18 protein-coding genes and 3 pseudogenes are annotated in these 20,910 nt (G+C 70.5%); 18 read left to right on the forward strand and 3 right to left on the reverse strand.

What is annotated here, in order from left to right; genetic code table 11:
• Window positions 1-447: 447 nt before the first annotated feature.
• Window positions 448-1,311 carry a helix-turn-helix transcriptional regulator gene (locus JIW86_RS00445; protein WP_322975469.1) on the forward strand — a complete coding sequence of 288 codons (864 nt, stop codon included), beginning with the start codon at window positions 448-450 and terminating at the stop codon, window positions 1,309-1,311.
• Window positions 1,308-1,526, forward strand: coding sequence for a DUF397 domain-containing protein (locus JIW86_RS00450; RefSeq protein ID WP_257551979.1), 219 nt, complete (start codon window positions 1,308-1,310; stop codon window positions 1,524-1,526). The genes JIW86_RS00445 and JIW86_RS00450 overlap by 4 nt, the downstream gene beginning before the upstream one ends.
• A gap of 152 nt (window positions 1,527-1,678) precedes the next feature.
• On the opposite strand, the gene JIW86_RS00455 is transcribed toward JIW86_RS00450, so the two are convergent.
• Window positions 1,679-2,716 (reverse strand): hypothetical protein, encoded by a 1,038-nt coding sequence (locus tag JIW86_RS00455; protein WP_257551980.1) that lies wholly within the window; start codon window positions 2,714-2,716, stop codon window positions 1,679-1,681.
• A gap of 839 nt (window positions 2,717-3,555) precedes the next feature.
• Between JIW86_RS00455 and JIW86_RS00460 the strand changes: the two are divergent.
• Window positions 3,556-3,678, forward strand: a pseudogene (locus tag JIW86_RS00460) (IS5/IS1182 family transposase); the annotation flags it as partial.
• Between the two features lie 108 nt (window positions 3,679-3,786).
• A pseudogene (locus JIW86_RS00465) lies at window positions 3,787-4,378 on the forward strand (SMI1/KNR4 family protein).
• 186 nt (window positions 4,379-4,564) lie between these two features.
• Here JIW86_RS00465 and JIW86_RS00470 read toward each other — a convergent pair.
• Entirely contained in the window at window positions 4,565-5,083 is a 519-nt protein-coding gene (locus tag JIW86_RS00470) for a hypothetical protein (RefSeq protein WP_257551981.1), read from the reverse strand.
• A 44-nt stretch (window positions 5,084-5,127) separates the two neighbouring features.
• Between JIW86_RS00470 and JIW86_RS00475 the strand changes: the two are divergent.
• From JIW86_RS00475 to JIW86_RS00530, 12 genes and pseudogenes are all read left to right on the forward strand, one after another.
• Window positions 5,128-5,289, forward strand: a pseudogene (locus JIW86_RS00475) (IS5/IS1182 family transposase); the annotation flags it as partial.
• A 622-nt stretch (window positions 5,290-5,911) separates the two neighbouring features.
• A complete protein-coding gene (locus JIW86_RS00480; RefSeq protein ID WP_257551982.1) occupies window positions 5,912-6,868 on the forward strand; it encodes a conjugal transfer protein in 957 nt (318 codons plus the stop codon).
• Entirely contained in the window at window positions 6,865-7,179 is a 315-nt protein-coding gene (locus JIW86_RS00485; protein ID WP_257551983.1) for a hypothetical protein, read from the forward strand. Before JIW86_RS00480 ends, JIW86_RS00485 begins: the two co-directional genes overlap by 4 nt.
• Window positions 7,176-7,700 (forward strand): conjugal transfer protein, encoded by a 525-nt coding sequence (locus JIW86_RS00490; RefSeq protein WP_257551984.1) that lies wholly within the window; start codon window positions 7,176-7,178, stop codon window positions 7,698-7,700. The genes JIW86_RS00485 and JIW86_RS00490 overlap by 4 nt, the downstream gene beginning before the upstream one ends.
• The gene (locus tag JIW86_RS00495) at window positions 7,700-10,285 is read left to right on the forward strand and encodes an ATP-binding protein (RefSeq protein ID WP_257551985.1); all 2,586 of its coding nucleotides are present in this window, start codon (window positions 7,700-7,702) and stop codon (window positions 10,283-10,285) included. Before JIW86_RS00490 ends, JIW86_RS00495 begins: the two co-directional genes overlap by 1 nt.
• Complete coding sequence (locus tag JIW86_RS00500; RefSeq protein WP_257551986.1) at window positions 10,282-10,641, forward strand: hypothetical protein; 360 nt, start codon at window positions 10,282-10,284, stop codon at window positions 10,639-10,641. The genes JIW86_RS00495 and JIW86_RS00500 overlap by 4 nt, the downstream gene beginning before the upstream one ends.
• Before the next feature lie 11 nt (window positions 10,642-10,652).
• Window positions 10,653-13,094 carry a hypothetical protein gene (locus JIW86_RS00505; protein WP_257551987.1) on the forward strand — a complete coding sequence of 814 codons (2,442 nt, stop codon included), beginning with the start codon at window positions 10,653-10,655 and terminating at the stop codon, window positions 13,092-13,094.
• Window positions 13,095-13,210: 116 nt separating this feature from the next.
• A complete protein-coding gene (locus tag JIW86_RS00510; RefSeq protein WP_257551988.1) occupies window positions 13,211-14,194 on the forward strand; it encodes an NlpC/P60 family protein in 984 nt (327 codons plus the stop codon).
• Window positions 14,191-14,859 carry a hypothetical protein gene (locus JIW86_RS00515; RefSeq protein ID WP_257551989.1) on the forward strand — a complete coding sequence of 223 codons (669 nt, stop codon included), beginning with the start codon at window positions 14,191-14,193 and terminating at the stop codon, window positions 14,857-14,859. The genes JIW86_RS00510 and JIW86_RS00515 overlap by 4 nt, the downstream gene beginning before the upstream one ends.
• On the forward strand, window positions 14,841-17,432 hold the full coding sequence (locus JIW86_RS00520) for an ATP/GTP-binding protein (protein ID WP_257551990.1): 2,592 nt from the start codon (window positions 14,841-14,843) through the stop codon (window positions 17,430-17,432). Before JIW86_RS00515 ends, JIW86_RS00520 begins: the two co-directional genes overlap by 19 nt.
• Window positions 17,429-18,334 (forward strand): replication-relaxation family protein, encoded by a 906-nt coding sequence (locus JIW86_RS00525; RefSeq protein WP_257551991.1) that lies wholly within the window; start codon window positions 17,429-17,431, stop codon window positions 18,332-18,334. The genes JIW86_RS00520 and JIW86_RS00525 overlap by 4 nt, the downstream gene beginning before the upstream one ends.
• Window positions 18,331-18,531 (forward strand): hypothetical protein, encoded by a 201-nt coding sequence (locus JIW86_RS00530; RefSeq protein WP_257551992.1) that lies wholly within the window; start codon window positions 18,331-18,333, stop codon window positions 18,529-18,531. The genes JIW86_RS00525 and JIW86_RS00530 overlap by 4 nt, the downstream gene beginning before the upstream one ends.
• A 15-nt stretch (window positions 18,532-18,546) precedes the next feature.
• Here JIW86_RS00530 and JIW86_RS00535 read toward each other — a convergent pair whose 3' ends face one another.
• Entirely contained in the window at window positions 18,547-18,948 is a 402-nt protein-coding gene (locus tag JIW86_RS00535) for a hypothetical protein (protein WP_257551993.1), read from the reverse strand.
• A gap of 473 nt (window positions 18,949-19,421) precedes the next feature.
• Between JIW86_RS00535 and JIW86_RS00540 the strand changes: the two genes are divergently transcribed.
• Complete coding sequence (locus JIW86_RS00540; protein WP_257551994.1) at window positions 19,422-20,012, forward strand: hypothetical protein; 591 nt, start codon at window positions 19,422-19,424, stop codon at window positions 20,010-20,012.
• Entirely contained in the window at window positions 20,006-20,884 is an 879-nt protein-coding gene (locus JIW86_RS00545; RefSeq protein ID WP_257551995.1) for an ATP/GTP-binding protein, read from the forward strand. Before JIW86_RS00540 ends, JIW86_RS00545 begins: the two co-directional genes overlap by 7 nt.
• Window positions 20,885-20,910: the final 26 nt, after the last annotated feature.

The raw sequence follows: 20,910 nt of genomic DNA on the forward strand, positions 1-20,910 counted from the left end.
TGGTGGAGCGGGCTGGTGAGGCCGTCCGTGGCGGGGGCCGGGCGGCGGCTACGGGGAGTGCAGTGGTGGTGCTCTGGCTCATGGGGTGGCCTCGGCGAGTTGGGAGCGGGTGTCGGGTTCGGTCTCGCGTCCCCGACGGGGGCGCGAGGCCGCTCTGCCGGGCCATGCTCGAGCCCGGCCGTTCACGGGCCGCGGCGCCTTGCCTCAGCGTGATCATCAGCTGACACATGGTCACGGCGTCACGTTGGAAGAATGCACCCGATGACGCGATACCTGCAACCATTGCAGCCAAACTCGCAATGATTGCATGGACGTTCGATCGACTTCCGATCCCCGGTCCGGGCAGACTGACCCGGAAAGAGGACGCTCCACCCCGGAAGGGAAGATCCCACCCGCATCGACCGGCCAGCCCGTAGAGAGGTTCAACTTCCGTGCCCACACCGCCGCTTGTGCAGACCGTGCGCAGACGCCGTCTCGGCAGCGCGCTGCGGAACTTCAGGAAGAACTGCCGGCCATACCTCCGACAGCGCCGCCCAGGCAGTCGGCTGGGACGGCAGCAAGATCAACCGGATCGAGAACGCCAAGGCGCACCTACCCATCAAGGACGTGAAGCCGCTTCTGGAGGCGTACGGGGTCACCGACGAGACGGTAGTCACCGCCATGGAGGAGCTGGCCAGGGACGCCAACAAGATCGGCTGGTGGAGCAACTACGGCGACCTGCCCGAGACCAACTACAAGGACTACATCGGCCTGGAGGAAGACGCAGAGTCCACGCGGATCTACCTCCCCGGCCTGCTCCCCGGCCTGCTCCAGATCCCGCATTACGCCCGCGAGATCATCACCGCGACCGCCATCACGCGGACCGCTGGTGAGGTCTCCGCTCTCGTGGAGATGCGCAAGAAGCGCCAGGCCATCCTCACCGACACCAGCCGGCCGGGCGGGCCCCTCGATCTATGGGCGGTCGTCCACGAGTCCACCCTGCACTACCGCTCCGCGACCCACCCTTCGCTGATGCGCGAACAGCTGCGCCACCTGCTCGACATGGCCGACCGCCCCAACATCACCATCCAGGTGATGCCGATACTCACCACCCCGCACCCCGGGATGGTGGGCCCGTTCCACATCGTCAGGTTCCCCCACCCCTGGCCCACCGTGATCAGCGTGGAAACCATCCGCGGCGGGACCTTCGCCGAGGGCACCGACGACGTGAAGGTCTACGAAGCCGCCTTCGAGCGGATCGTGGCCGCAGCGCTCCCGGTCGACGACTCCCGGGAGAAGATCAAATCCATCATGGAGGAAGCCAGGTCATGACCGACACGAACAGGCTGTACGCCACCGACCTGCCCGAGACGAAGTGGCGCAAGTCGTCGTTCAGCGACGGCGGCGAGCAGTGCGTCGAGGTCGCCGACCTCCGGCACACTCGCGGCCGTATCGCCGTCCGCGATTCGACAAGGCCGACAGGCCCAGTTCTCACCTTCACACCGGCCGCGTTCTCCGCCTTCCTGCCCCACGCACTGGCAGCCTAACCGGCACCACTTCAAAGGCCCGGATGCCCCCAGCCCGCAGCGCGGGGAAATCCAGGCCTTTCCTGTCTGGCCGCCGGCCATCCGACCACACGCCACTGGCATCACACTCCAGTCAGCCCTCCACGGAAGTTGAGCCAGAACCTCGTTCTCACCTACGTAGCCACGGGACCCCTACGGGGCGAGGCCGCGAAGCAGTTTGGGCACCCGTGTAGGTTCCGGCCGGAGTTGGGGGCCAGATAGCAGATGCCCTCGCCCGCCGGGCGCGCGCCGGTGTCCTTGCGGATCGGGTGGCGCCGGCTCGTTGCTGTACGCCAGCCGTACCGCTCATCCCACACCAGCGCAGGCACAGCAGCCTGACCGGGAACGAGCTGGATGGCAGCCGTGAGTGCCCCACCCTCCAGCTCCACCACATCTACCGCGGCGGGCTCTGCAAGGCCGGCCTTCACAAGCGCGTCTGCCACCGCCTGCAGATACGGGCGCACCTCCCACATGCGCAGCTCTGCCTCCGCCGCAGCCAGGGCCCGGCGCCGGGCGATCACGGGGTAGCCGAGGCGCTCGGCGGCTTGCTGCGGATCCAGGCGCGGATCACCCTCGAGAAGGTCGGCGATCCGGCGGCCTCGCAGCACCGCGAGGCTCTTCATAGCCGTGGTCATCGCCACCCCCAACTGCTCCACAACTGCAGCCGCGGTGAGCGCCGGGTCGGCATCCAAGAGCTCCACGGTCCGGGGCAGGATCTGGTCACGCGGCACCATGTCGCCGCTCCCCCGCGGCCGGCCGCTGCCGTGCCGCACACCGCGCCCCGGACGCGAGTCACGGAAACGGCGCACCACCCCCCGCGGCCAGTGCTCCACACCGCCGACCACCACCAGGTGCTCAGCCACCGCCGGATCGCGCTTGTAGGTGTTCCACGCGCTCACCCCGACGTTCAACTCCTGCGCCGCCTCATGCCGGTCCAGCAAGTCCTCGTCATCCTCACCCGCAGGAAGCGCCGGCACCGACTCGCCGGCGAAATAGGCCGCCGTCTGCTCCCCGTCCCACAGCAGCGTCTGCGCCTTCGGCGAACTCACCGGATCGGGAAACCCCGTCGCGGCGTAAGGCCTGTTGTTCCTCAGCGTCCCCACTGACACCCCCAGCGCCTGCGCCAGATCGGCAACCGACTGCACACGCTCGCGACGACCGGCACCGATCACCCCAAACCCCTTCCAGAACAGCCTCAGCCGCAGGAACCGACCCGCAGCAGCAGAGGAGAGAACTGTAACCGCACATCTGTCATTACCGGGCCGTTCCAGCTACCCTGACAACGTGACTGCGACAGCGGTCCTCCGCAGTCGTGAGCCTTCCAGGCCGGCGCCCTTGCCACCCGCCACGGCGGAAGTGGGCGCCGGCCTTTTGCGCGGTCCTCGCCCCCTCCCCGCTGACCGCACCCAGGCTGGTATCACCTACCCCGTCTGAGGGTGGTGTGTACGACGTCGCAGCAAGGACGTAGGGACCGCGCCGTGCAGAGTTGGTTCGAGGCAGCGGCGGCCGACTGTAGCGAGCGGGCCCCGCCCCATCGATTTCACCAGCGCCTCACCACGCAGCCCTCCCCCTTCGTTTCCCTCATCCCTTACCTCCACGCGGCCCTCTCCCCCTTCTCCCTCCCCTCGGTTCCGTTCCCTTCCCCGTCTCTCCTCCGCCTCTCACCCCGTCCCTTCCCCTCAGCCCTCACGCCTCCTGCAACCCGCTCTCTCCCACACCTGCTCTCCTCTCCCCCACCCTCCCTACCTATAAGTCCGTCTAGTCACCAGCTGCACTTCGGGGTCTGACCAGGCGAAATGCAGCTGGCCCGCGGAAGCCGCCTACCCCTTTGCTTACCCCCATGTTTCACCCCATGTCCGCCCCATTGATTACCCCCTTGTTTATCCCCCGTGGTACACGCCTGCCTGAACCTCAGGAGGCGCTCCAGACGTGGCCAGCGGGCAGTTCCAGAGCCCACGGCCAGGAGTAAGAGGTCGTCTCAACTGGCTTGATCACTAGGCTGTCTGTTGTGATGACGTGGGTGGAGCGTCTGGTTCCGCACGGGTTGTGGGAGTTGTTTCAGCGAGTGGTCCCGGCTGCTCCGGTGCGTCCGCAGGGCGGCGGCCGACGGCGGCACGGGGATCGCGAGGTGCTCCCTCGCGCATCGCCGCACCAGCGCCCAGAGGCTCAGTCCGCCGGGTCACCCGCACCTCGATCCACCAATCGAGATGACCTCTACTGGGCCGTCTCCTTCAGATCTTGCATGATGACCGGCATGAACACGGAAATGTGCGACCCGGGCGAGCTGGCCGCCCTCCGGGAGATATTCGCGTCCCGCCCGGAGGTCGCGCCGCCGGCTGGCTGGGAGGCGGTGCGGTCCTTCGAGGCGGAGCATCGCATTGTGCTCCCGGAGCCTTACCGCACGTTCGTGGCGGAGATCTGCGACGGGCTACGCGCCGGTCCGCCGTACTACGGGCTGCTGCCCCTCGCGGAAACACCCCGGGACTGGGGCTCGGACCGCCCCGAACGCCTGCTTGCCAAGCCCTTCCCGCTCACCTTGGCATGGCTGTGGGAAGCAGAAGGCGACGAGACGGCGCTGTCGGTGCAGGAGTTCGAAGCCCGGACAGCCCCCGTCTTCGACCACGGCTCACTGCTGCTGGGCACCGACGGCTGCGGCATGTACTGGCACTTGATCGTCACCGGGCCGCAGCGTGGTCACGTCTGGCAGATCGCCGGCGAGGGGCGCGATGCCCTTCGGCCCCCAGTCGCCCGACGCCCTGATGCCCGGCACCCCTGGCTTCACAGGCTGGGCGACCCACTGGGCCGAGGGCCGCAACTGGTTCCCGGACGCCTAGGGCCGTTTCCTTTGCATCAACCTTGCTGACCAGATGAAGATGGCAGCGAGGCGGAGTCCCGCAAGGTGCCGCGCTCGCCCGACCTATCCCGCCCCCTCGACCGCTGGCCCGCAGGTGGCTAGCGTGGACTTTGGTGGCGTCGATGGGTCAGGATCACACCCGCAATGGTCGCTCCTTGAGTCGGTGTCACTCCCCTCCAGGCAGAGCCGCCCTGACGAGGACGTTCGCTCTGTCCAGCGCGGCGAGGGCCACGGCGCGGCCACGCCGGGCGGCGTCGATCTGGGCTTGCCTCTGCTCAGGGTCGCTGAGGAGCATGCCCTGTACGTGGCATTCGTCGTATGCAACCCGTGCCTGCTCGACGCGACGATCCAGCTCGTCGTCGGCGATCAGTCCGGAATGGACTGCGAGAAGTTGCTCGTCCTGGCGCTGCTCATGCTTCATGAACCATGAATTGGGCTTCCCGTTTTCATGAATGACGGCCCTGAAGCGGTCCTCCAGCCGCGCCAGCAACGCCTGAAGGCCGGCAGGCGGGACAAGGCGAGCGCGGCGCGCTTCGGCTTGCGCGTCCCGCTGCTGGCGGATGCTGATCCACAGGGCGCCGAAGGCGGCGACGGTTCCGAGGGCGCTGACGATCCCAGCAGAGGCCTGGATCCAGTCGGTTACCGAGGGACCGTCCGCAGCCATGTGCATCAACTGAAGTCGCATGGCAGGAGTGTGGCAGGTACGACCGCCCGTCGAAGTTCACCAGGAACCATTTCGATCACGAGGCCTACAAGCAGCGCAACACTGTCGAGCGGTGCATCAACCACTTGAAGCAGTGGCGGGGCATCGCCACCCTCTACGAGAAGACCGCCACCATCTCCCTGGCCGGACTGCACATCGCAGGCATCTTCCTCTGGTCCGCACGGTGATCCAAACGAAATCGCCTAGCTAAGGCGCACCGGCGCGGCCGACCTCGCTGACGCCGCCAGCGACTGGGCGGCTTTGTACCGAGGAAGCGTCCACCTGCTGCCCCGGGAACAACTGCTGCCGGGGTGGCGAATTCGGCTCCAGGAAGAGTGTGCGGACGGTGGAGAGGACCCGCCCCGCAGAGCGTGAGCCAGCAGTCGCAGGCGTCACCGCAGCGCTGCTCCGTGCCTCTTGCACGCCTCGCACAACGCCGGTGAGTTGTGCGCACCTCACTGGTGATGTCGCTGGTTTCTGGTGAGAAGCCGGTCCGCAGGGCTGTGACCTGCGGTGGGGAGGCTCGGCCTGCGGCCGGTGACTCACTGGTGAGTCACCGATTTTCCCGTTCCACTTCCGTGATGCCCAGCGGGTGGCGGTGGTGAGTGGTTCGGTGAGGGGTGCGCCGTTTCGTGGGGCAGAGCAATCACCCCTCCCACGGAAGGCGCCCTCATGGCCCCCACTCCCACTCCTCTCCCACCCCGCCGCCGTACCGCCGGCCGTCCGGCCGCTCAGCCTCCTTCGCGGCGGCTGCGTGTAGAGCGTCCGCAGACCGTGCCCGCCGGCCGGGCTGTCTCCCGTGGGCCGCGTATGGTCCGGGTCGGGATCTGGACCGCGCTTGCGGCCGGTCCTCTCGCGCTGGCCGTTGCCTTCGCCGTGCCGAGGACCACGATCGCCCAGGCCGCCCCCGCCCCTCGCGCCACGGACACGGCCCGTACTGCGGCCGATCCGGCCGGGGTCGCGGAGATGTTCGTGGACCTGTGGCTGCGGGCGGATGGTGCGCAGCCGGACAGTGCCGTGGCGATCGCGGTGCGGTCGCTCGCTCCGGGGGTCGAGCTTCCCAAGCGGCCCCGTGCGGCAACCGTTTCCGTGGCGGCGCGGACCGTTGCCGTGCGCAGTGCGGTTCTGCGCGAGGGCATGTGGACGGTGGTTGTCGGCGCGATCGCGGACCGCGGTGAGATCGAGGGAGCCCCGAGCAGCCCGTCCACTGGGGTGGCGGGGCCGGTCTTGCCGGTGGTGCGGTACTTCGCGGTGTCGGTCGCGGGCGATGGCAGCGACAAGGGCCGGTTCACGGTGGTGGGTGCTCCGGCGGAGGTCGCCGTCCCGGACGCGGCGGCGGTGGCCGAGTCGGAGTTCTCCGTCCCGGTTCCCTCCACGGGGGTGCTGGCGACGTCGATGGGCGAGTTCGTCCGTGCCTACCTCAGCGGAGGGCAGGGCGCGTCTCTGGAGCGCTATCTGTCTCCTGGCGTGCGGGTCTCGGCTCCCCGGGCGGCTTCTTATGCGCGGGTGGATGTCGAGGACGTCGCCGCGGACGCCGAGGCCGCCCTGGGTGCCACGGTGCCGGCGGACGGGGCGAAGGCGCGGGTGCGGGTGCGGGTGCGGGTCATGGGTGAGGACCGGGCCGGGGTGCGCTGGCCGCTGGTCTACCGGCTGGAGGTCACGGCGCGGGCCGGGCGGTGGGAGGTCAGTGCCCTGGAGGCCGCAACCACATCGCCGCCCGCGGCAGCGCCGTCCCCCGCCGCTTCGGTTTCGGGCGGTGCCCGATGAGCACCGTGACGCTGGCGGGCAAGCTCGACGTGCTGGGTGACTCCTTCATCGGAACGCTGTCCGGCTGGGCGGACGGGGGCCTGAAGGCGGTTCTGGTCACCGTCGTCGTGGTCACGATGGCCAGGAAGTTCTCGCTGAAGGCCGGTATCGGGGCGCTGATCGCGCTGGTGATCGCGCTGGGCATCTACAACTCCCGTGACAGCCTGGCTTCGATCTTCTCCGACGAGATCAACAACCCGGCGAAGGGCGCGGGCGCTGTCACCGTCCTCGTCACCCCTGGACCTGAGAGCGGTACGGGGAGCGTGCTGTGAGCGCCGCGGCACAACCGCGCGTCGCGCGGGCCTATACGAGTGCGCGCCGGCATCCGTGGGTGCTGGGCAGGCTTGGCGACTGGACGGTGCCGTTCGGCCCGTACACGCCGGCGCAGCTGGTGGTTTTGGGCGGCGGCGCGTTCGCGCTGATCAACACGTTCGCCTGGTGGTCGTGGGCCGGGCCGGTCCCGGTCGTGTTGTGGCTGGGTGCGGTGTGGGCGGTGCGCGGGGCTCAGATTGCCGGGCAGAACCCGTTCACTGCTGTGCTGGGTGGGCTGGTGCTGCTGTTGCGGCACCCGGCCGGGCGGATCAGTGGCCGTGTGGCCCGTGACCGGCGGCCCTCGTATCTGTTCGGACAGTTCATCATCGAGCCCGCGCCGGCCCCCGTCACGGCGGGTGTGCGGGCAGCCGGGCTGGTGGCCGGGCCGTCGGGCGGGCTGAGGAGTGCCGGTGGGGTGGCAGGTTCCGGGCTGTCGCGGCTGCTCGCCCAGACGGCGCCGGCCGGGCGGGGGGCGGCGTGATGCGGGTCCCGTTTAGGCACATCGCCGGTCATCTGCTGTGGTCGACGGCTGGCACCGTGTGGGCGGTGTGGCGGGTGGAGCCCCTGACGGGGGGCTATCTGCCCGCCCGTGTCCGGCAGGAGCTTCTGGGCAAGGTCACCTCCCTGGTCCGCTCGATGCCTTCCTTGGAGCCGCGGCTGTTCGTGCTGGCCGCACAGGCGGATCCGGGTGAGGTCGCCGAGCGGATGGTCGAAGGCCTCGACTGGCAGCGGCTGCCCGCGTGGGCGCAGACCTGCGCGGCCACCGTCGACCTCCTGACCGGTCAGGAGATGCATGAGCGCACCGTGTGGCTGGCTGTGCCGCTGCCGGGCAGGGGCGGCACGACTGCTGCGTCTTTCGGCGCGCTGTATGCGGAGATCTCGGCGGCTGTGGGCATCGCCCCGGTACCGGTACCCGAGGCGGATGTGCGGGCCGCGCGGGCGGAGGCGGACCGTGTGCAGACGTCGCTGGGCGGGGGGCTGGGCCTGCGGCCCGCGTCGGCGGCCGAGATCGTGTGGATGGTCCAGCACGCCCTGCACCGGGGCCTGGAAGAGCCGCTGCTGTGCGACGCGGAGGCCAGTCCTCTCTACGGCAGTCGCGTCCACGACGGGCAGCTCCTCTCTCCCTCATATGGGGATCTGGGCCAGGTCCGCCTCGCCGAGGGTGGCCAGGTGAAAGAGCACAACGCTGACCGTGAGAGCCGCAAGGCCGGTGGTGCGGGCGCGTGGTGGCGGTCGGCCGCGACCGCTTCGCCGGTGGGCCGCAAGTGGCTGCAGGTCGAAACGGAGGCGGGAACCGGTTACCAGGCGCACCTGGTCCTGGCGGAGATCCCGCCGGCGGTGTCGGTGGACAGCGCGGACGTCCTGGCTCAGCTGGAAGGGCTACCGTTCCCGGTGGATGTGACCGCGGATCTGCGGGTGGTGCCGGCGAAGAAGGCGCGGGCGCAGGTCCAGCGCAAGAAGCGTGAGCTGCTGGACCAGGCGGAGCAGTACGGGGCGCAGCCGACGGGGATGCCGCATTCTCTGCCGGACGCGGCGGGGGATCTGGCGGAGCAGGACGCGCGGATGGCGCGGACGTCGGTGGAGGTCGAGGTCCAGTCGGTGACCGTGCTGACGGTGTGGGGTGCGGACTGGGCGACGTGTGACGCGCGGGCTCGTGAGCTGTCGGCGGCCCTGTCGGGGGGTGACTACCGGGCGGTGCGTCCGGTCGGCATGCAGGAGGAGCTGTTCGCGCTGTGTCTGCCCGGCACGGTGCGGCCGAAGCAGCTGGGCCAGTTCACCCAGCATCAGCTCTCGGAGGACTGGGCCGCCTCGGGTGCGCTCACTCTCTCCAGGGTCGGGGATCCGGCGGGCGTGATGATCGGCCACGACCTGGACAGTGGAACGATCCGCCCCGTCCTGCTGAACCCGGCCGACGCACCGCAGGTCAACGCGTCCGCGTCCAGCGCCGTGACCGGTGATCTGGGGGCCGGAAAGAGCGTTCTGGAGAAGCTGATGACGGCTGCGGTGGTGGACCGGGGCGGCCGGGCTATCGTCATCGACCGCACCCCGGTCCGGGAATGGGCGGCGTTCGCGCAGTCCGCGGTCGGCGAGCGGTGCCAGGTCATCGACGCCGCCCGGGCCGAACTGTCCATCGACCCGCTGCGCGTGTTCGGCGGGCCTACCGGCGCGCACTACGCCCTGTCCTATCTGACCCTGCAACTGGGGGTCGGTGCGATGAGCGCCGCCGGAGCGGTCCTGCACCACGCCGTGGAGGAAGTCGCTGCCGGTTCCGAATCGTCCATGGCGAAGGTCCTGGACGTCCTGGCCGCCCTGGCCTCGGATGGGCCGGGGACGACGCGGGCGGACGCGGCCGCGACCATGGCCGACCTGCTGCGGATCGTGCGCGGGAATCCCCTCGCGGCGATGGTGTTCGACCCTGAGCTGCCCCCGGTCACCCTGGACGGAGATCTGGGCGCGGACATGGTGGTCGTCACCACCGCGGGTCTGACGCTGCCGCCAAGGGAGGCGTTCGCCGACGTCGAGGTGCTGCGCCAGCAGCCCCTCGAGGCACTGATCGGCCGGGCCGTCCTCTACCTGATCGCAGCCATCGCCCGGCAGGCGGCTTTCACCGACCCGTCCAGGTTCTGTCTGGTCGCGCTGGACGAGTGCTACTGGCTGACCTCCTCCGCTGAAGGGGCCGCGCTGGTCCACGAGATCCTCCACGACGGCCGCAAGCACGGCGCCGGCGTCTTCCTCGGCGCCCACGACGTCGAGGAGCTGGGCAAGGACGCCGGGCTGATCGCCTACCGCTTCCTGTCCCGCACCACCGACCACGCCCGCGCGGCCAAGGGCCTGCGCTTCCTCGGCCTGGACGAAAACGATGAGGACCTGATCCGGCTGGTGACCACCGGACTCTCCCCGGTCGGCCAGGCGGGCCGCGAGGGCGAAATGCTGCTGCGCGATCCGCGCATGCAGGTCGGCCGGATCAAGGTCGTCGTCCCGCCCGTGCCCCGACTCAAGAAATCGATCTTCACGACACCCGGCCGCGCGGATAACCCGGCGGCCGGCGGGAGGACCTTGCGATGAACACTCACCTGCGGCTGCTGCTCACCGGCGCCCTCGCCCTGCTCCTTCTCACCTGCACCATCGCCGCATGGGCCAGCCCCCAGAGCATGCCATCGCGAGCCACCTCTTTGCCCGCCGCGGCAGCGGAGGGCGGTGCCTGTGACATGGTCGTCGGCCCGGCTCATGCCTACTGCACCCGCGCTCCCTCGGCAGCCGGTCCCAGCACGGCCGCCACGGTAGCCGGCCCCTCCGCAGCGGCCGCCGTCATTCGCGTGCCCGCTGGCTTGGACGGACGCGTCGCCCTGACGCTGTTCGCCACTGCCGCGATCGGCGGGGCGGTGGGACTTGTCCTGACCGTCGAGCGGCGGATGCGATGAGGCGGATCCAGGTGGACCGCGGCACATGGCGCGCGGCCGGGTTCGTCGTCCTGCTCACCGTCGTGTTCCTGACCACGAACACGGTGGTCGCCGCCGCGGCCGACGGGAACGCGGCCGACGGCGCGGGGCTGCTGGCCCCGCTCAACATGCCCAGCTCGGAAGGCGTTCCGCTGGAGGGCTATCAGCTGGAGGCCGACGGCGGGATGCTCGTCAACGCCGTCGGTCAGACCCAGGTCTTGGTGATGGGCGGCCTTTTCACCATGGTGCGGCTGATGGTCGGGCTGTGCTGCTGGCTGATCGGCTTCGTGTTCGAGTTCCGGCTGCTCGGCCTGCTCACCGGCCCCGCCCAGGACATCGCCGACTCCTACAACACGCACGTCGTCAACGCCCTGGGCCTCAAAGGCCTGCTGCTGGCCTGGGCGTTCGTCTTCGGGCTGATCCTGTTCGTGCGCGGCAAGGTAGGCACCGGTCTCGGCGAGATCGTCCTCACCCTGGTGATCGCCGCTCTCGCGGCCAGCGCGTTCATCCGCCCCGACTACCTTTTGGGCCGCGACGGGCCCCTCGACCAGGCCCACCAGGCCGCCGTCGAGGTCGCCCACATCACCACCAGCAGCTACTTCGGCAAGGCTGCGGGCACGTCGGATCCGTGCGACATGATCACTGGTCCCGCTCGCGACGCCTGCGACAGCACCGACCTCAAGGCCGCTTCCGTGGCCCGGCCGATCCAGGACGCGCTGACCAGCGCGCTCGTGGTCAAGCCGTACATGCTCCTGCAGTACGGCACCGTTCTCGACCCCAAGGACCCGGCGGACAAGGCCGCATACGAAGCCCATCTGTCCTGGGTGTCCGGCCTCGAGGCGGACGAGAAGGCCGGGAAGAAGAACGTCTGCCGCAAGGTGCACGGACCGGCGAAGGCCTACTGCGAGGGACGGCCGCCCGCCGGCTCGGTCATCCCGACACCCGACAGCCCCCTGCCCTGGGCGCAGTCGGTCAAGAACCCCGAATTCACCAAGCTCCTCGCCGACCTGGACAAGGCCGGTGAGCGCGGCAAGACGGCCGCCGCGTACGCGAAGGAGCCGACCTGGGACCGGGTAGGCGCGGCCGTGCTGCTGCTGATCGCGGTCGCGATCATCACAGCGCTGGTGATCGCGATGGCGCTGGTCATGCTCGGCTCCCAGGCCGGGGACGCGGCGGCCGCCGCCGCGGGCGGTATCGCATGGGTGTGGGCGATGCTGCCCGGCCCGTCGCGGATGTCGATGTGGCGCTGGTTCGGTGTCTTCATCGTCTCCGTCATGGTCGGTTTCGTCGCCGCCATGGCCCTGCCGCTCTTCGGAATCACCGTGGACGTCGTGTTCTCGAGCAGCGGCCCGGACCTGATGGTCGAGCGCCTGATCATCCTGGATGCCATCGCGCTGGCGTTCCTCGCCTTCCACCGCCGGATGCTGGCCGCGACCGCGAACTTCGGTCAGCGCATGGCGACCCGCATGCGTTACGCGAAGGTCGGCGGCAGCCACCTGCCTGGGGACACCAGCGCACTGGGCGCCGCTCTGGGCATGCACAGCCAGGCAGGCGGGGGCGGCATGGGCGGCGGCGGATTGTCGGTGGCGCACGGGGCGTTCGGGGCGCGGCTGCGCTTGCTGGGCAGCCTCGCCGCGATGAGCGACGGCACCGGCATGCCGTTCGCACCGGGCCGGCTGATCGGTGACGCGCTCGCCGAAGGACGCCGCGGCATCGCCCCGATCGCGATGGCGCTGCGCGGCGCGCACACCGCTCTTATCGGCCCCAAGCCAGGACACCACCCCGCCGCGGCCGCACTCCACCAAGCGGCCACAGGCTCCGATGCACCGCCCGGGGCCACGGGCGAGATGCAGGTGGACAAGCGAACCGGCGAAATCCTCCACGACCCCGCCACCGACCGGCCCCTCCTCGCCTCCCGCGTCCACACCCGTGCCACCCGGCTGCGCAGCTACCGCATCGCACACCGCACCGCACGCGTGGCGTACGGGGCGACGGTCGGCTTGCCGCGTGCCGTGCGCACCGCGCGGGGCAAGGCATCGGAGTTCACCGAGGACGCCCGAACCCAGCTGCGGGTTACGGCCAACCAGGTCCGCGAGGACGGCGCCCGCTGGGAACCGGCGGTACGCAGCGTCCGCGAAGGGTTCAGCCGCCCCACGGCATCCCCCGCAGCCGCCTCCCATCCAGTGCCCCCGCCCCCGTCCGAGGTGACCCCGGTCCCTGCTGCCAGTCGGCCGGCCCCGGGCAGGCAAGCCACCCCCTGGCCGCAACCCACCCGCACAGCCGCCCCCCGCCCACGCACGGACAACCCTTGGCCTCAGCCCACCCGCACGCCGACCCCCCAGACACAGGGCCAGGCGGACAGTGACCGGCTCCGGAACATCATCAACGCCCGCCGAGCTGCCGCCCGTCGCCCCCAGGGCGGTGAGCCGGAGTGAGGAAGCAGAAGGTTGGATGCCTGGCCGTGTTGCTGCTGGCCGCTGCGGTGTGCTGCACCGGCCCCGCACTGCTTTCCGCGGCCGCCGGAAGCCAGCCTGCGGGAGGCAGTGGTTCCGTGGACGCCGCTGCGGCGGGAATCCCCGAGCGGATGGTCGCCGCCTACCTCACCGGCGCCGCGCAGCCCGGCAACTGCCCGGGGATGCGCTGGCAGATGCTCGCCGGAATCGCCCGCGTGGAGTCCGACCACGCCGCAGGACGCCAGATCAGCGCGGGCGGCGACATCAGCCCGCCGATCACCGGCCCGCGCCTGGACGGTTCCGGCGCGGGCGGTAACACCACCGCTATCCGTGACACCGACGGCGGAGCATGGGACGGCGACGCGCAGTTCGAGCGTGCCGTCGGCCCCTTCCAGTTCCTGCCCGAGACATTCCGCGCATACGGAAAGGACGCCAACAGCGACGGAACGGTGAACCCGCACAACGCGGACGACTCTGCCGCGTCCGCCGCCGCCTACCTGTGCGGTAACGGCCGCGACCTCACCGACCGCGGCCAGCTGCGCGCGGCGATCTACACCTACAACCGGTCCTGGGCGTACGTGGATGACGTGCTGTCCGGGATCGAACGCTACGACGCTCTGGGCAGCACGCCGGCCGTGCCGTCCGGGGACGCAGGCACCGTCATCCAGGCGGCGCTCGCGCAGCAGGGCCAGCCCTATTCCTGGGGCGGTGGCGACGCCGGTGGGCCCTCTACCGGGATCTGCTGCTCGCCGGGCGGACAGGACGGACGTACCGTCACGGGCTTCGACTGCTCGGGCCTGACCCTGTACGCGTACGCGAAAGCCGGAATCCGCCTGCCCCGCACGGCAGCCGCGCAGGCCGGAGCCGGGCAGCGGATCCCCGCCTCCGCCGGGACTGCGGCCCTGCTCCCCGGTGACCTCGTCTTCTTCGGCTACGACCCCACCGCCGACTCCACCATCCACCACGTCGCCATCTACCTCGGCAACGGCCAGATGATCAACGCGCCCCGGCCCGGGAAGCCCGTACGCATCGACCCCGTCAGCGCCCTGCCCGACTACGCGGGAGGGGCCCGGCTGCTGTGACGTCCCCACCCTGGACCGGCGGCCGTCTGATGGCCGTCTGCACTGTCCTGACCTGCGCCGGGATCGGCCTGCTGTACGCGGGACTTCACACTCCGGACCCCACCGCTAACCTCCGCCCGCAGGCCCCGGTCGTTCACGCTGCGAGCCCGGGCGCCAGCGGTTCCCCGCTGGCGGCGGACCCGGCACCGTCCGCGCCGAGCCCCGGCGGCACGCCAGTGCCCCAGCCACCCCATGCGGACGCGGGCACCGGCGGCACCGCCGCTCCGCTGCCATCCGGGCCGGTGCCGTCGAGTACCGCAGCCTCCCCCGCGCCGTCTGAGCTCCCGCCGCCCGGCTCTGGGGAGGCGGCCGACCCGCTCATCCAGCAGGCCCTGGACCGGGCCAGAGCCCCGGACCTGCCACCCGCCACCGAGAAAGAGCTGCTCGCCCTTGGCCGGGCCGTGTGGCTAGCGGAGACCTCCGGCTACACCCGAGTGCGGATCCAGGCCGCGACCGCCCGCCGCGACACCGCCAACCCCGCCCTGGTGGCCGGGGCGCGGCCGGAGCGGGTGGTGGTGCGGCTGGTGTGGGCCGGAGCCGACCCGGCCGGCACGTTCCTCGACAGCCGCACCGCCACCGTCCACTTCACCCAGAACGAAGAAGGATCATGGAACCGGACATCCTGACTCTGGCCGGACCCCTCACCACGGGCATCCAAGCCGTCGCAGCCCTGCGCGCGTTCGCCGAGTGGGTGCTGGCCAACGCCTGGTGGATCACCCTGATCACGGCCGCGCTGCTGGCCGGATGGGAGACGCTGCAGCAGCGCCTGGCCGCCGAAGCCCTCTCACGCCGTACCTATGTGGAGCTCGAGCCCACCGCCCAGTTCGACCCGGGAGCGGAGCAGATCTGGCGCCAGGGCCTGCAGCTCATCCGCGCCGCCTCATCAGGGCCGTGGTGGACGCCTAGGCGGGCGCGCAGCGTGCGGCTGCGACTGCGCGCGGACGGCACCCGGCCCCTGACGTACCGGATCGAAGCCCCCGCATCGGCCCGCGCCCTTGTGGCTCAGACCCCCTATGGCGGCCGCGTCCGCGTCGAGCCGGCCGGGCCGGTCGCCGACAAGCAGCGCCGGCATGTGGTGCGTGCCGTGCTCACCCTGCACGGGGAGCCCGGGTCCCGCCTGCGGGAGGTGCCGCTGGACCCGGATCCGCTGCAGCCGCTGGTCGATGCCGTCGCCACTCTCAACGCCGAGCTCGGCGATCTCGCCGAGGTCTGCGTCGACCTCTCCCCCGCCTCACGCTGGCATCTGGGCCTGCGCCGCTGGCAGACCGTGCGGCGGGCCCGCGAGCAGGCACGCCGCGAGGCACAGCGCGAAGCCCGCTGGATCAGCCAGGAAGCCGCCGACAGCGTGCCCGTCACCCTTGGCCGACTGCTGGACCCGGCCGAATGGCGCGGCAGCGGGCGCGGCCCGATGGTCATGTCGCCCCGGCCCCGGCGCGTGGACCGCGAGATCGCTCTGGGCAAGCTCGCGCAGAGCGCGGGTCTGGTGCGGGTGCAGATTTTGGTGCGCTGCGCCTCCGAGACGGCGGGACGCGCCGAGCAGCGTCTGGCCCTGATCGGGGCGGCCATGGACGTCTACGCCGGTGCCTCCCGTTTCTCCTCGCAGGGGTGGTCGCTCGGCCCGCTGCAGATCGGTCCGAATCAGAGGCCCTGGCGCGGCCGTTTCGATCAGCGGTGGGCGACGGCGTTGATGCGGCCGGGCAAGAACGGCTGGGCACTCATCGACGAACTGGCCGGCCTCCTCAAGCCCCCCACCGCCGCGGCAGATCTGCCGCTGATGAAGAACGACATGCCGACCTACGAGGCGGGCGGGGACCTGCTGCCGCAGGGCTGGCACCGCGGCCCGGACGGCCGTGAACGGCTGCTCGCCACACGTGAGGACGACACCCTCTTCGAAGTCCAGTCCGGGAAGGCCGGATGGGGCAAGACGATGCGCGCCCAGGTCCAGGCCGTCGCCAGCGCCCACAACGGGCGCGGCCTCGCCTTCGTGGACCCGCACGGCGATTCCTTTGCCGAGGTGGCCCGCTACCTCGCCCACGACGAGATCATGGACCGGATCCGCCTGTTCGACCTCACCGTGCGCGACGCGGGCGCGATGCTGGCCTGCTGGAACCCGCTCGACATGACGCGGGGGCAGCGCCCGCATGAGGTCACCGGTGCCGTGGTCGACGCGATCGCCACCGCCCTGGGATGGGGAGACGTCACCGCGCCGCGCGCCCTGACCATCCTCACCAAGGCCGTCGAAGCGCTGGTCGCCGTCAACACGGTGGCCGCCGCGGCCGGCGACGGCCACCAGCAGGCAACCCTGTTCCAGATCCGGCCGCTGCTGAGCGAACCAGGCTTTCGCCACCTGGTCCTCAAAGCCCTGGACGACGAGGCACGCCTCTGGTGGACGGCCTCCTTCCCCGACCTCCCCAAGGACGCCCTGCTGACCGTCCTCAACCCGCTCGGCCGGCTCGGCGCCTCCCCGGTCACCCGCGCGTTCCTGGGCTGCCCGGTCAGCGGCTACGACATCCGCCAGGCGATGGACGAAGGCCACGTGGTGTGGATCTGCCCGCCCGGCACCGGCCCCACCGACCGGCTGCTCATCTCGCTGATCGTCCGCGATTTCCTGCGCGCGGGCCTCTCCCGCCGCGACCTCCCCGAACGCAGCCGCCGGGCCTTCCGCTTCTATCTGGACGAGCTGATCTCACTGGACGGGGCCGGGTCCACCGTGGCCGAGATCACCGAGCAGCTGCGCAAGTTCGGATGCCGGCTGCACGGGATGACGCAGCTGCTGCACCGCCTGTCCGCCACGACCCGCACCGCCCTGCTGCAAAACGCCAGCTGCCTGTCCACCACGGCCGGATCGGCGGACGCCATCGCGCAGATCACCGGTGAGTGGGGCGGGAAAGTCACCGTCGCCGACGCCGCCGAGCTGGAGCGGTGGTGGCACTACGCCTCTTTCACCGTCGACGGCAAGCGCATCGGTCCCCTGCGCGTACGCGGCCCCGAACTCGAAGAGGTCTTTGCCAACCTGGCCCGCCCCGGCCGGACCCAGGCCCTGACGCGCGCCGCCCACCAGAACGCGGGCGCCGCACCCTTGCACGAGCTCACAGCCCAGGCCCTGGCCCAGACCGACACCGTCCGGTCCTTCCTCACCACCCTCCCCACCACCGCGGCCGCTAGCGGAGCCGACGACACCCAGGAGCAATACGCATGACCACCACCGAGACCATGCACCCCTCGACCAGCGACACCCGCGCCCACCAGGCTCTGGCCCTCATCGCCCAGCACCGCATGGTCACCAGCACCCAGCTCCACCAGATGCTCGCCCCCGAAGCCCCCACGCGGAAGGTCTACCGGGTCCTGACGCCGCTGCGGGCCGAGGGACTGATCGCCCACACCGTGCTCGGCCGGAACAGCGGCCTCCAGGCGCACTTCCTCACCCCCGCCGGCGCGCAGACCGTCCGGGACTGGCCCGAGCTGCGCGGCCGCGCCCCCGCCGTCCTCACCGACGCCGCCGCCTCCATGCGCGCAGCCCATACCCTCACCGGCGTCCGCGCCCACCTCGCCTTCCTCACCGACGCCCGCACCCGCGGTGACGAATACGGGGCGCTCGACTGGGTACCGGAGATCGCCCACCGCCTCCCCGACACCGGCGGAGAAGACCGCCTCATCGCCGACGCCGTCTTCCACTACACCGCCACCCGGCCCCGACGCCTGCAGTACCGGGCCTTCATCGAAATCGACCGTACGACCATGAGCAGCGAGCGGCTGGCCCGCAAACTGATCTCCTACGCCCGCTTCCACGACTACACCCCCCAGCCCGCCGGCCGGCACAGCACCGTCGCCGACCAGAACGCGATGCTCGCCTGGCAGCGCTTCTACCCCCGCTTCCCCCGCATCCTGTTCGTCCTCACTGGCGCCCCCCGCCCCACCCTCGCCAACCGCATCGAAGACCTCCGCCGCATGACAGCCGACCACGACCTCGTCACCCGCCTGAGCGCCCACGTCCCCCTCGGCGCCGCCATCCTCGAAGACCTCGAAACCCACGGACCCCAGGCCCCGGTGTGGACACCCCTCGCAGGAACCACCGAACCCCGCGGCTGGACACAGCTGTGACCGGCCGTCCCTCACAGCACCGGGGTCTGTCCGCCGCAGAAACAGCCGACTGGCAGGAGTGCCAGAGCGACCACGACGACCTCATGGCGCAGCTCGCCGACCGGGAGGCCATGGTCGAGGCGGGTCTGATCGACTCCTACGAGGACTACGTGTTCATCTGGGAGAGCCCGTCCCGAACACCGCCCGGATCTCCCTGAGTACTGACGCACGGGTCAGTTGCGTGGGAACGCCTGGTCAAGGGCCTGCGAAAGCTCGCGCTGCATCCGGTGGAAGTACGGAAAACTCCTCGCGGCTTGCGCGACGAAGGCCTCTCTCGTCAGCGCCTGCCCTGCCTCACCCTGGGCCGGATGCTGTTGATCAACGCTCTTCCTCAACCCGCCGGCGAACACATAGATGTCACCGAGCGGGTCAGCGTTGAACACAGCCTGTGCCAGGTCCAGGTCCACGCCGCCGCTGTCTTCACAGAGCAGATCCCCGATGGCATCGCTGAGACCTCGCAGGGTGATCAGGACCTGTTCCGGGTCCCCGTCCGGGGACCACCGAGCCTCGTCCAGCAAACGCCGCATCGCGGCCGCCACACCCCGCTCAACTTGCCCCCACTCAGACCCGTCCACCCTCGCATCGTGCCAAAGAGGAACCGGCCACCCGCCGGTTTCAACAACACTCACAAGCCAGCGGTCCGGCCGTGCGGGGCGGCGGAGGCATGCACCGGGATCCATCGTTCTGGTCAGGGACCGGACAGCTCCACCACTGCACGGACCATTACCGACAGCAAAGAACAAGCCAGGTGGCGAATTTCCAGCCATGGGACTCCCGGCGCCGTTCTCGCGACCGAGTCATCCCACTTTCCGAGACAGCGCAAAGCACCGAACAGGAGGATTGACATATGACTGACCCGCATTTACGGGCAAAACATGACGATGGCTCAACTGTGCCCCAAGAACCCCATAGGAGCTGCGGCGTTGACGTCGTAAGGTGCGCTGTACAACGCACCACGACGCCACAAAGACGTTGCATCAGCGATGACGGGGCCCGGGACGGCGGCCTAGCCCGCACTCCCGGCGAGGAGACCACCGGGGGTACCAACGTGACAACGGCACGACAGCACCACACCCGCACCGCCCGGCGCCGCCGGCTGCTCGCGGCCGTCGCTCTCGCCGCCACCACCGCAGCCCTCGCCACCGGATGTTCAAAGGAGCCGAAGGCCTCGCCTGCGCCCTCCAGCTCGAGCGCCTCGCCCAGCCCCACCGCCGACCCCCAGGCTGCAGAAAAGGCTGCCGTTCTGGCCGCGTACAACGGCTTCTGGAGCGAGTCGGTGAAGGCGTACGCCGCCGGGTCCGACAAGGACACACAGCTCGTGAAGTTTGCGGCCAACAAGGCGTTGGACGAAGCGCTCACCGACATCACCAACCTGGACAAGGCCGGGCTCGCCATGCAGGGAGCCCCTGGACACCGTGCGGAGACAACCTCACTGACCATGACCGGCGAGCGGCCGCGCGCCACGGTCACCGACTGCCTGGACCTGTCGACATGGCGCACCGTCAACCGCTCTACCGGCAAGGAGGAGCCCTACCCTTCGGGGCAGCCACTGCACTATCTGGCGGTGGCCGAGGTCGAGCAGTGGTCCGGCCAGTGGATGGTCGTCACGATGACGCCGAACGGCGACCGCACGTGCTGACCCGGACCGCAGCCGCCTGGCCCGTCCTGCTCGCCGTCGTCGCCGCAGTGGGTGTCAGCAGCCCCGCCGCGGCGAGCGACGGCGTGTGCAAGGGGCGAACCAAGTACGTCACCGTGTGCGTCAAGAAGCCGGGAGAGGAACCCGGCGGAGGGGACCAGGGCGGCCGGCCGCCGGCTCCCGGGGCGGGCGGCGGCGGGGAACAGCGGGATCACTGGGAGTGCACGTATTCCCTCAAGGACCCCCAGCCGCCGGCAGGCAGTCCGGAGTGGGAGGGGCACCAGCCCGGCGACGGTGCGGTCTACCGCAAGGTATGCGAGTGGATCGACGACAAGCCAGACGGGTACTTCCAAACCAGCACAGAGTGGAGGGCAGAGCCGCCCCCCGCCGCCGTCGATCCGGCCGTGCTTGCGCAACAGGCCGTGGACAGCATGCTGCTGACGGGCCCGGAGATCGCCAGTCCCCGGGCTGAGGGGACGTACACGGTCGGCGTCCCGCTGTGGCTGTGGGTGACCCCGAGTCCGACGACATGGGGGCCCAACACGGCATCGGCCTCGGCCGGCGGTATCACGGTCAGTGCGACGGCCCGGGTGTCGTCCATCAGCTGGCGCATGGGCGACGGGTCCAGCGTGACGTGCTCGGGCCCCGGTACCCAGTACACCGCGGCCCGGGGCATGACTCCGTCTCCTGACTGCGGGCACCTCTACCGGACCCCGTCGTCCGGGCAGTCCGGCGCCAAGTACCAGGGCACCGCAACCACTACTTGGACAGTCGACTGGGCCGTCACCGGCGGCGGACAGACCGGCCAGCTGACCGAGGTCCGGGACACCGCGTTCGCCATTGCCGTCGGCGAACTTCAGGTCGTCGGCCAGTAGGGCCCTGCGGCTCCGTTTCTTCCCTT

This window comes from Streptomyces sp. NBC_00162 (assembly GCF_024611995.1).
GTDB lineage: Bacteria > Actinomycetota > Actinomycetes > Streptomycetales > Streptomycetaceae > Streptomyces.

What these genes read in the sequence shown, in the direction of transcription:
- JIW86_RS00495 (WP_257551985.1), top strand. Translation starts at nt 7,700, where the DNA reads ATGCGGGTCCCGTTTAGGCACATCGCCGGTCATCTGCTGTGGTCGACG.
- JIW86_RS00500 (WP_257551986.1), top strand. Translation starts at nt 10,282, where the DNA reads ATGAACACTCACCTGCGGCTGCTGCTCACCGGCGCCCTCGCCCTGCTC.
- JIW86_RS00525 (WP_257551991.1), top strand. Translation starts at nt 17,429, where the DNA reads ATGACCACCACCGAGACCATGCACCCCTCGACCAGCGACACCCGCGCC.
- JIW86_RS00485 (WP_257551983.1), top strand. Translation starts at nt 6,865, where the DNA reads ATGAGCACCGTGACGCTGGCGGGCAAGCTCGACGTGCTGGGTGACTCC.
- JIW86_RS00520 (WP_257551990.1), top strand. Translation starts at nt 14,841, where the DNA reads ATGGAACCGGACATCCTGACTCTGGCCGGACCCCTCACCACGGGCATC.
- JIW86_RS00480 (WP_257551982.1), top strand. Translation starts at nt 5,912, where the DNA reads ATGGTCCGGGTCGGGATCTGGACCGCGCTTGCGGCCGGTCCTCTCGCG.
- JIW86_RS00470 (WP_257551981.1), bottom strand. Translation starts at nt 5,083, where the DNA reads ATGCGACTTCAGTTGATGCACATGGCTGCGGACGGTCCCTCGGTAACC.
- JIW86_RS00450 (WP_257551979.1), top strand. Translation starts at nt 1,308, where the DNA reads ATGACCGACACGAACAGGCTGTACGCCACCGACCTGCCCGAGACGAAG.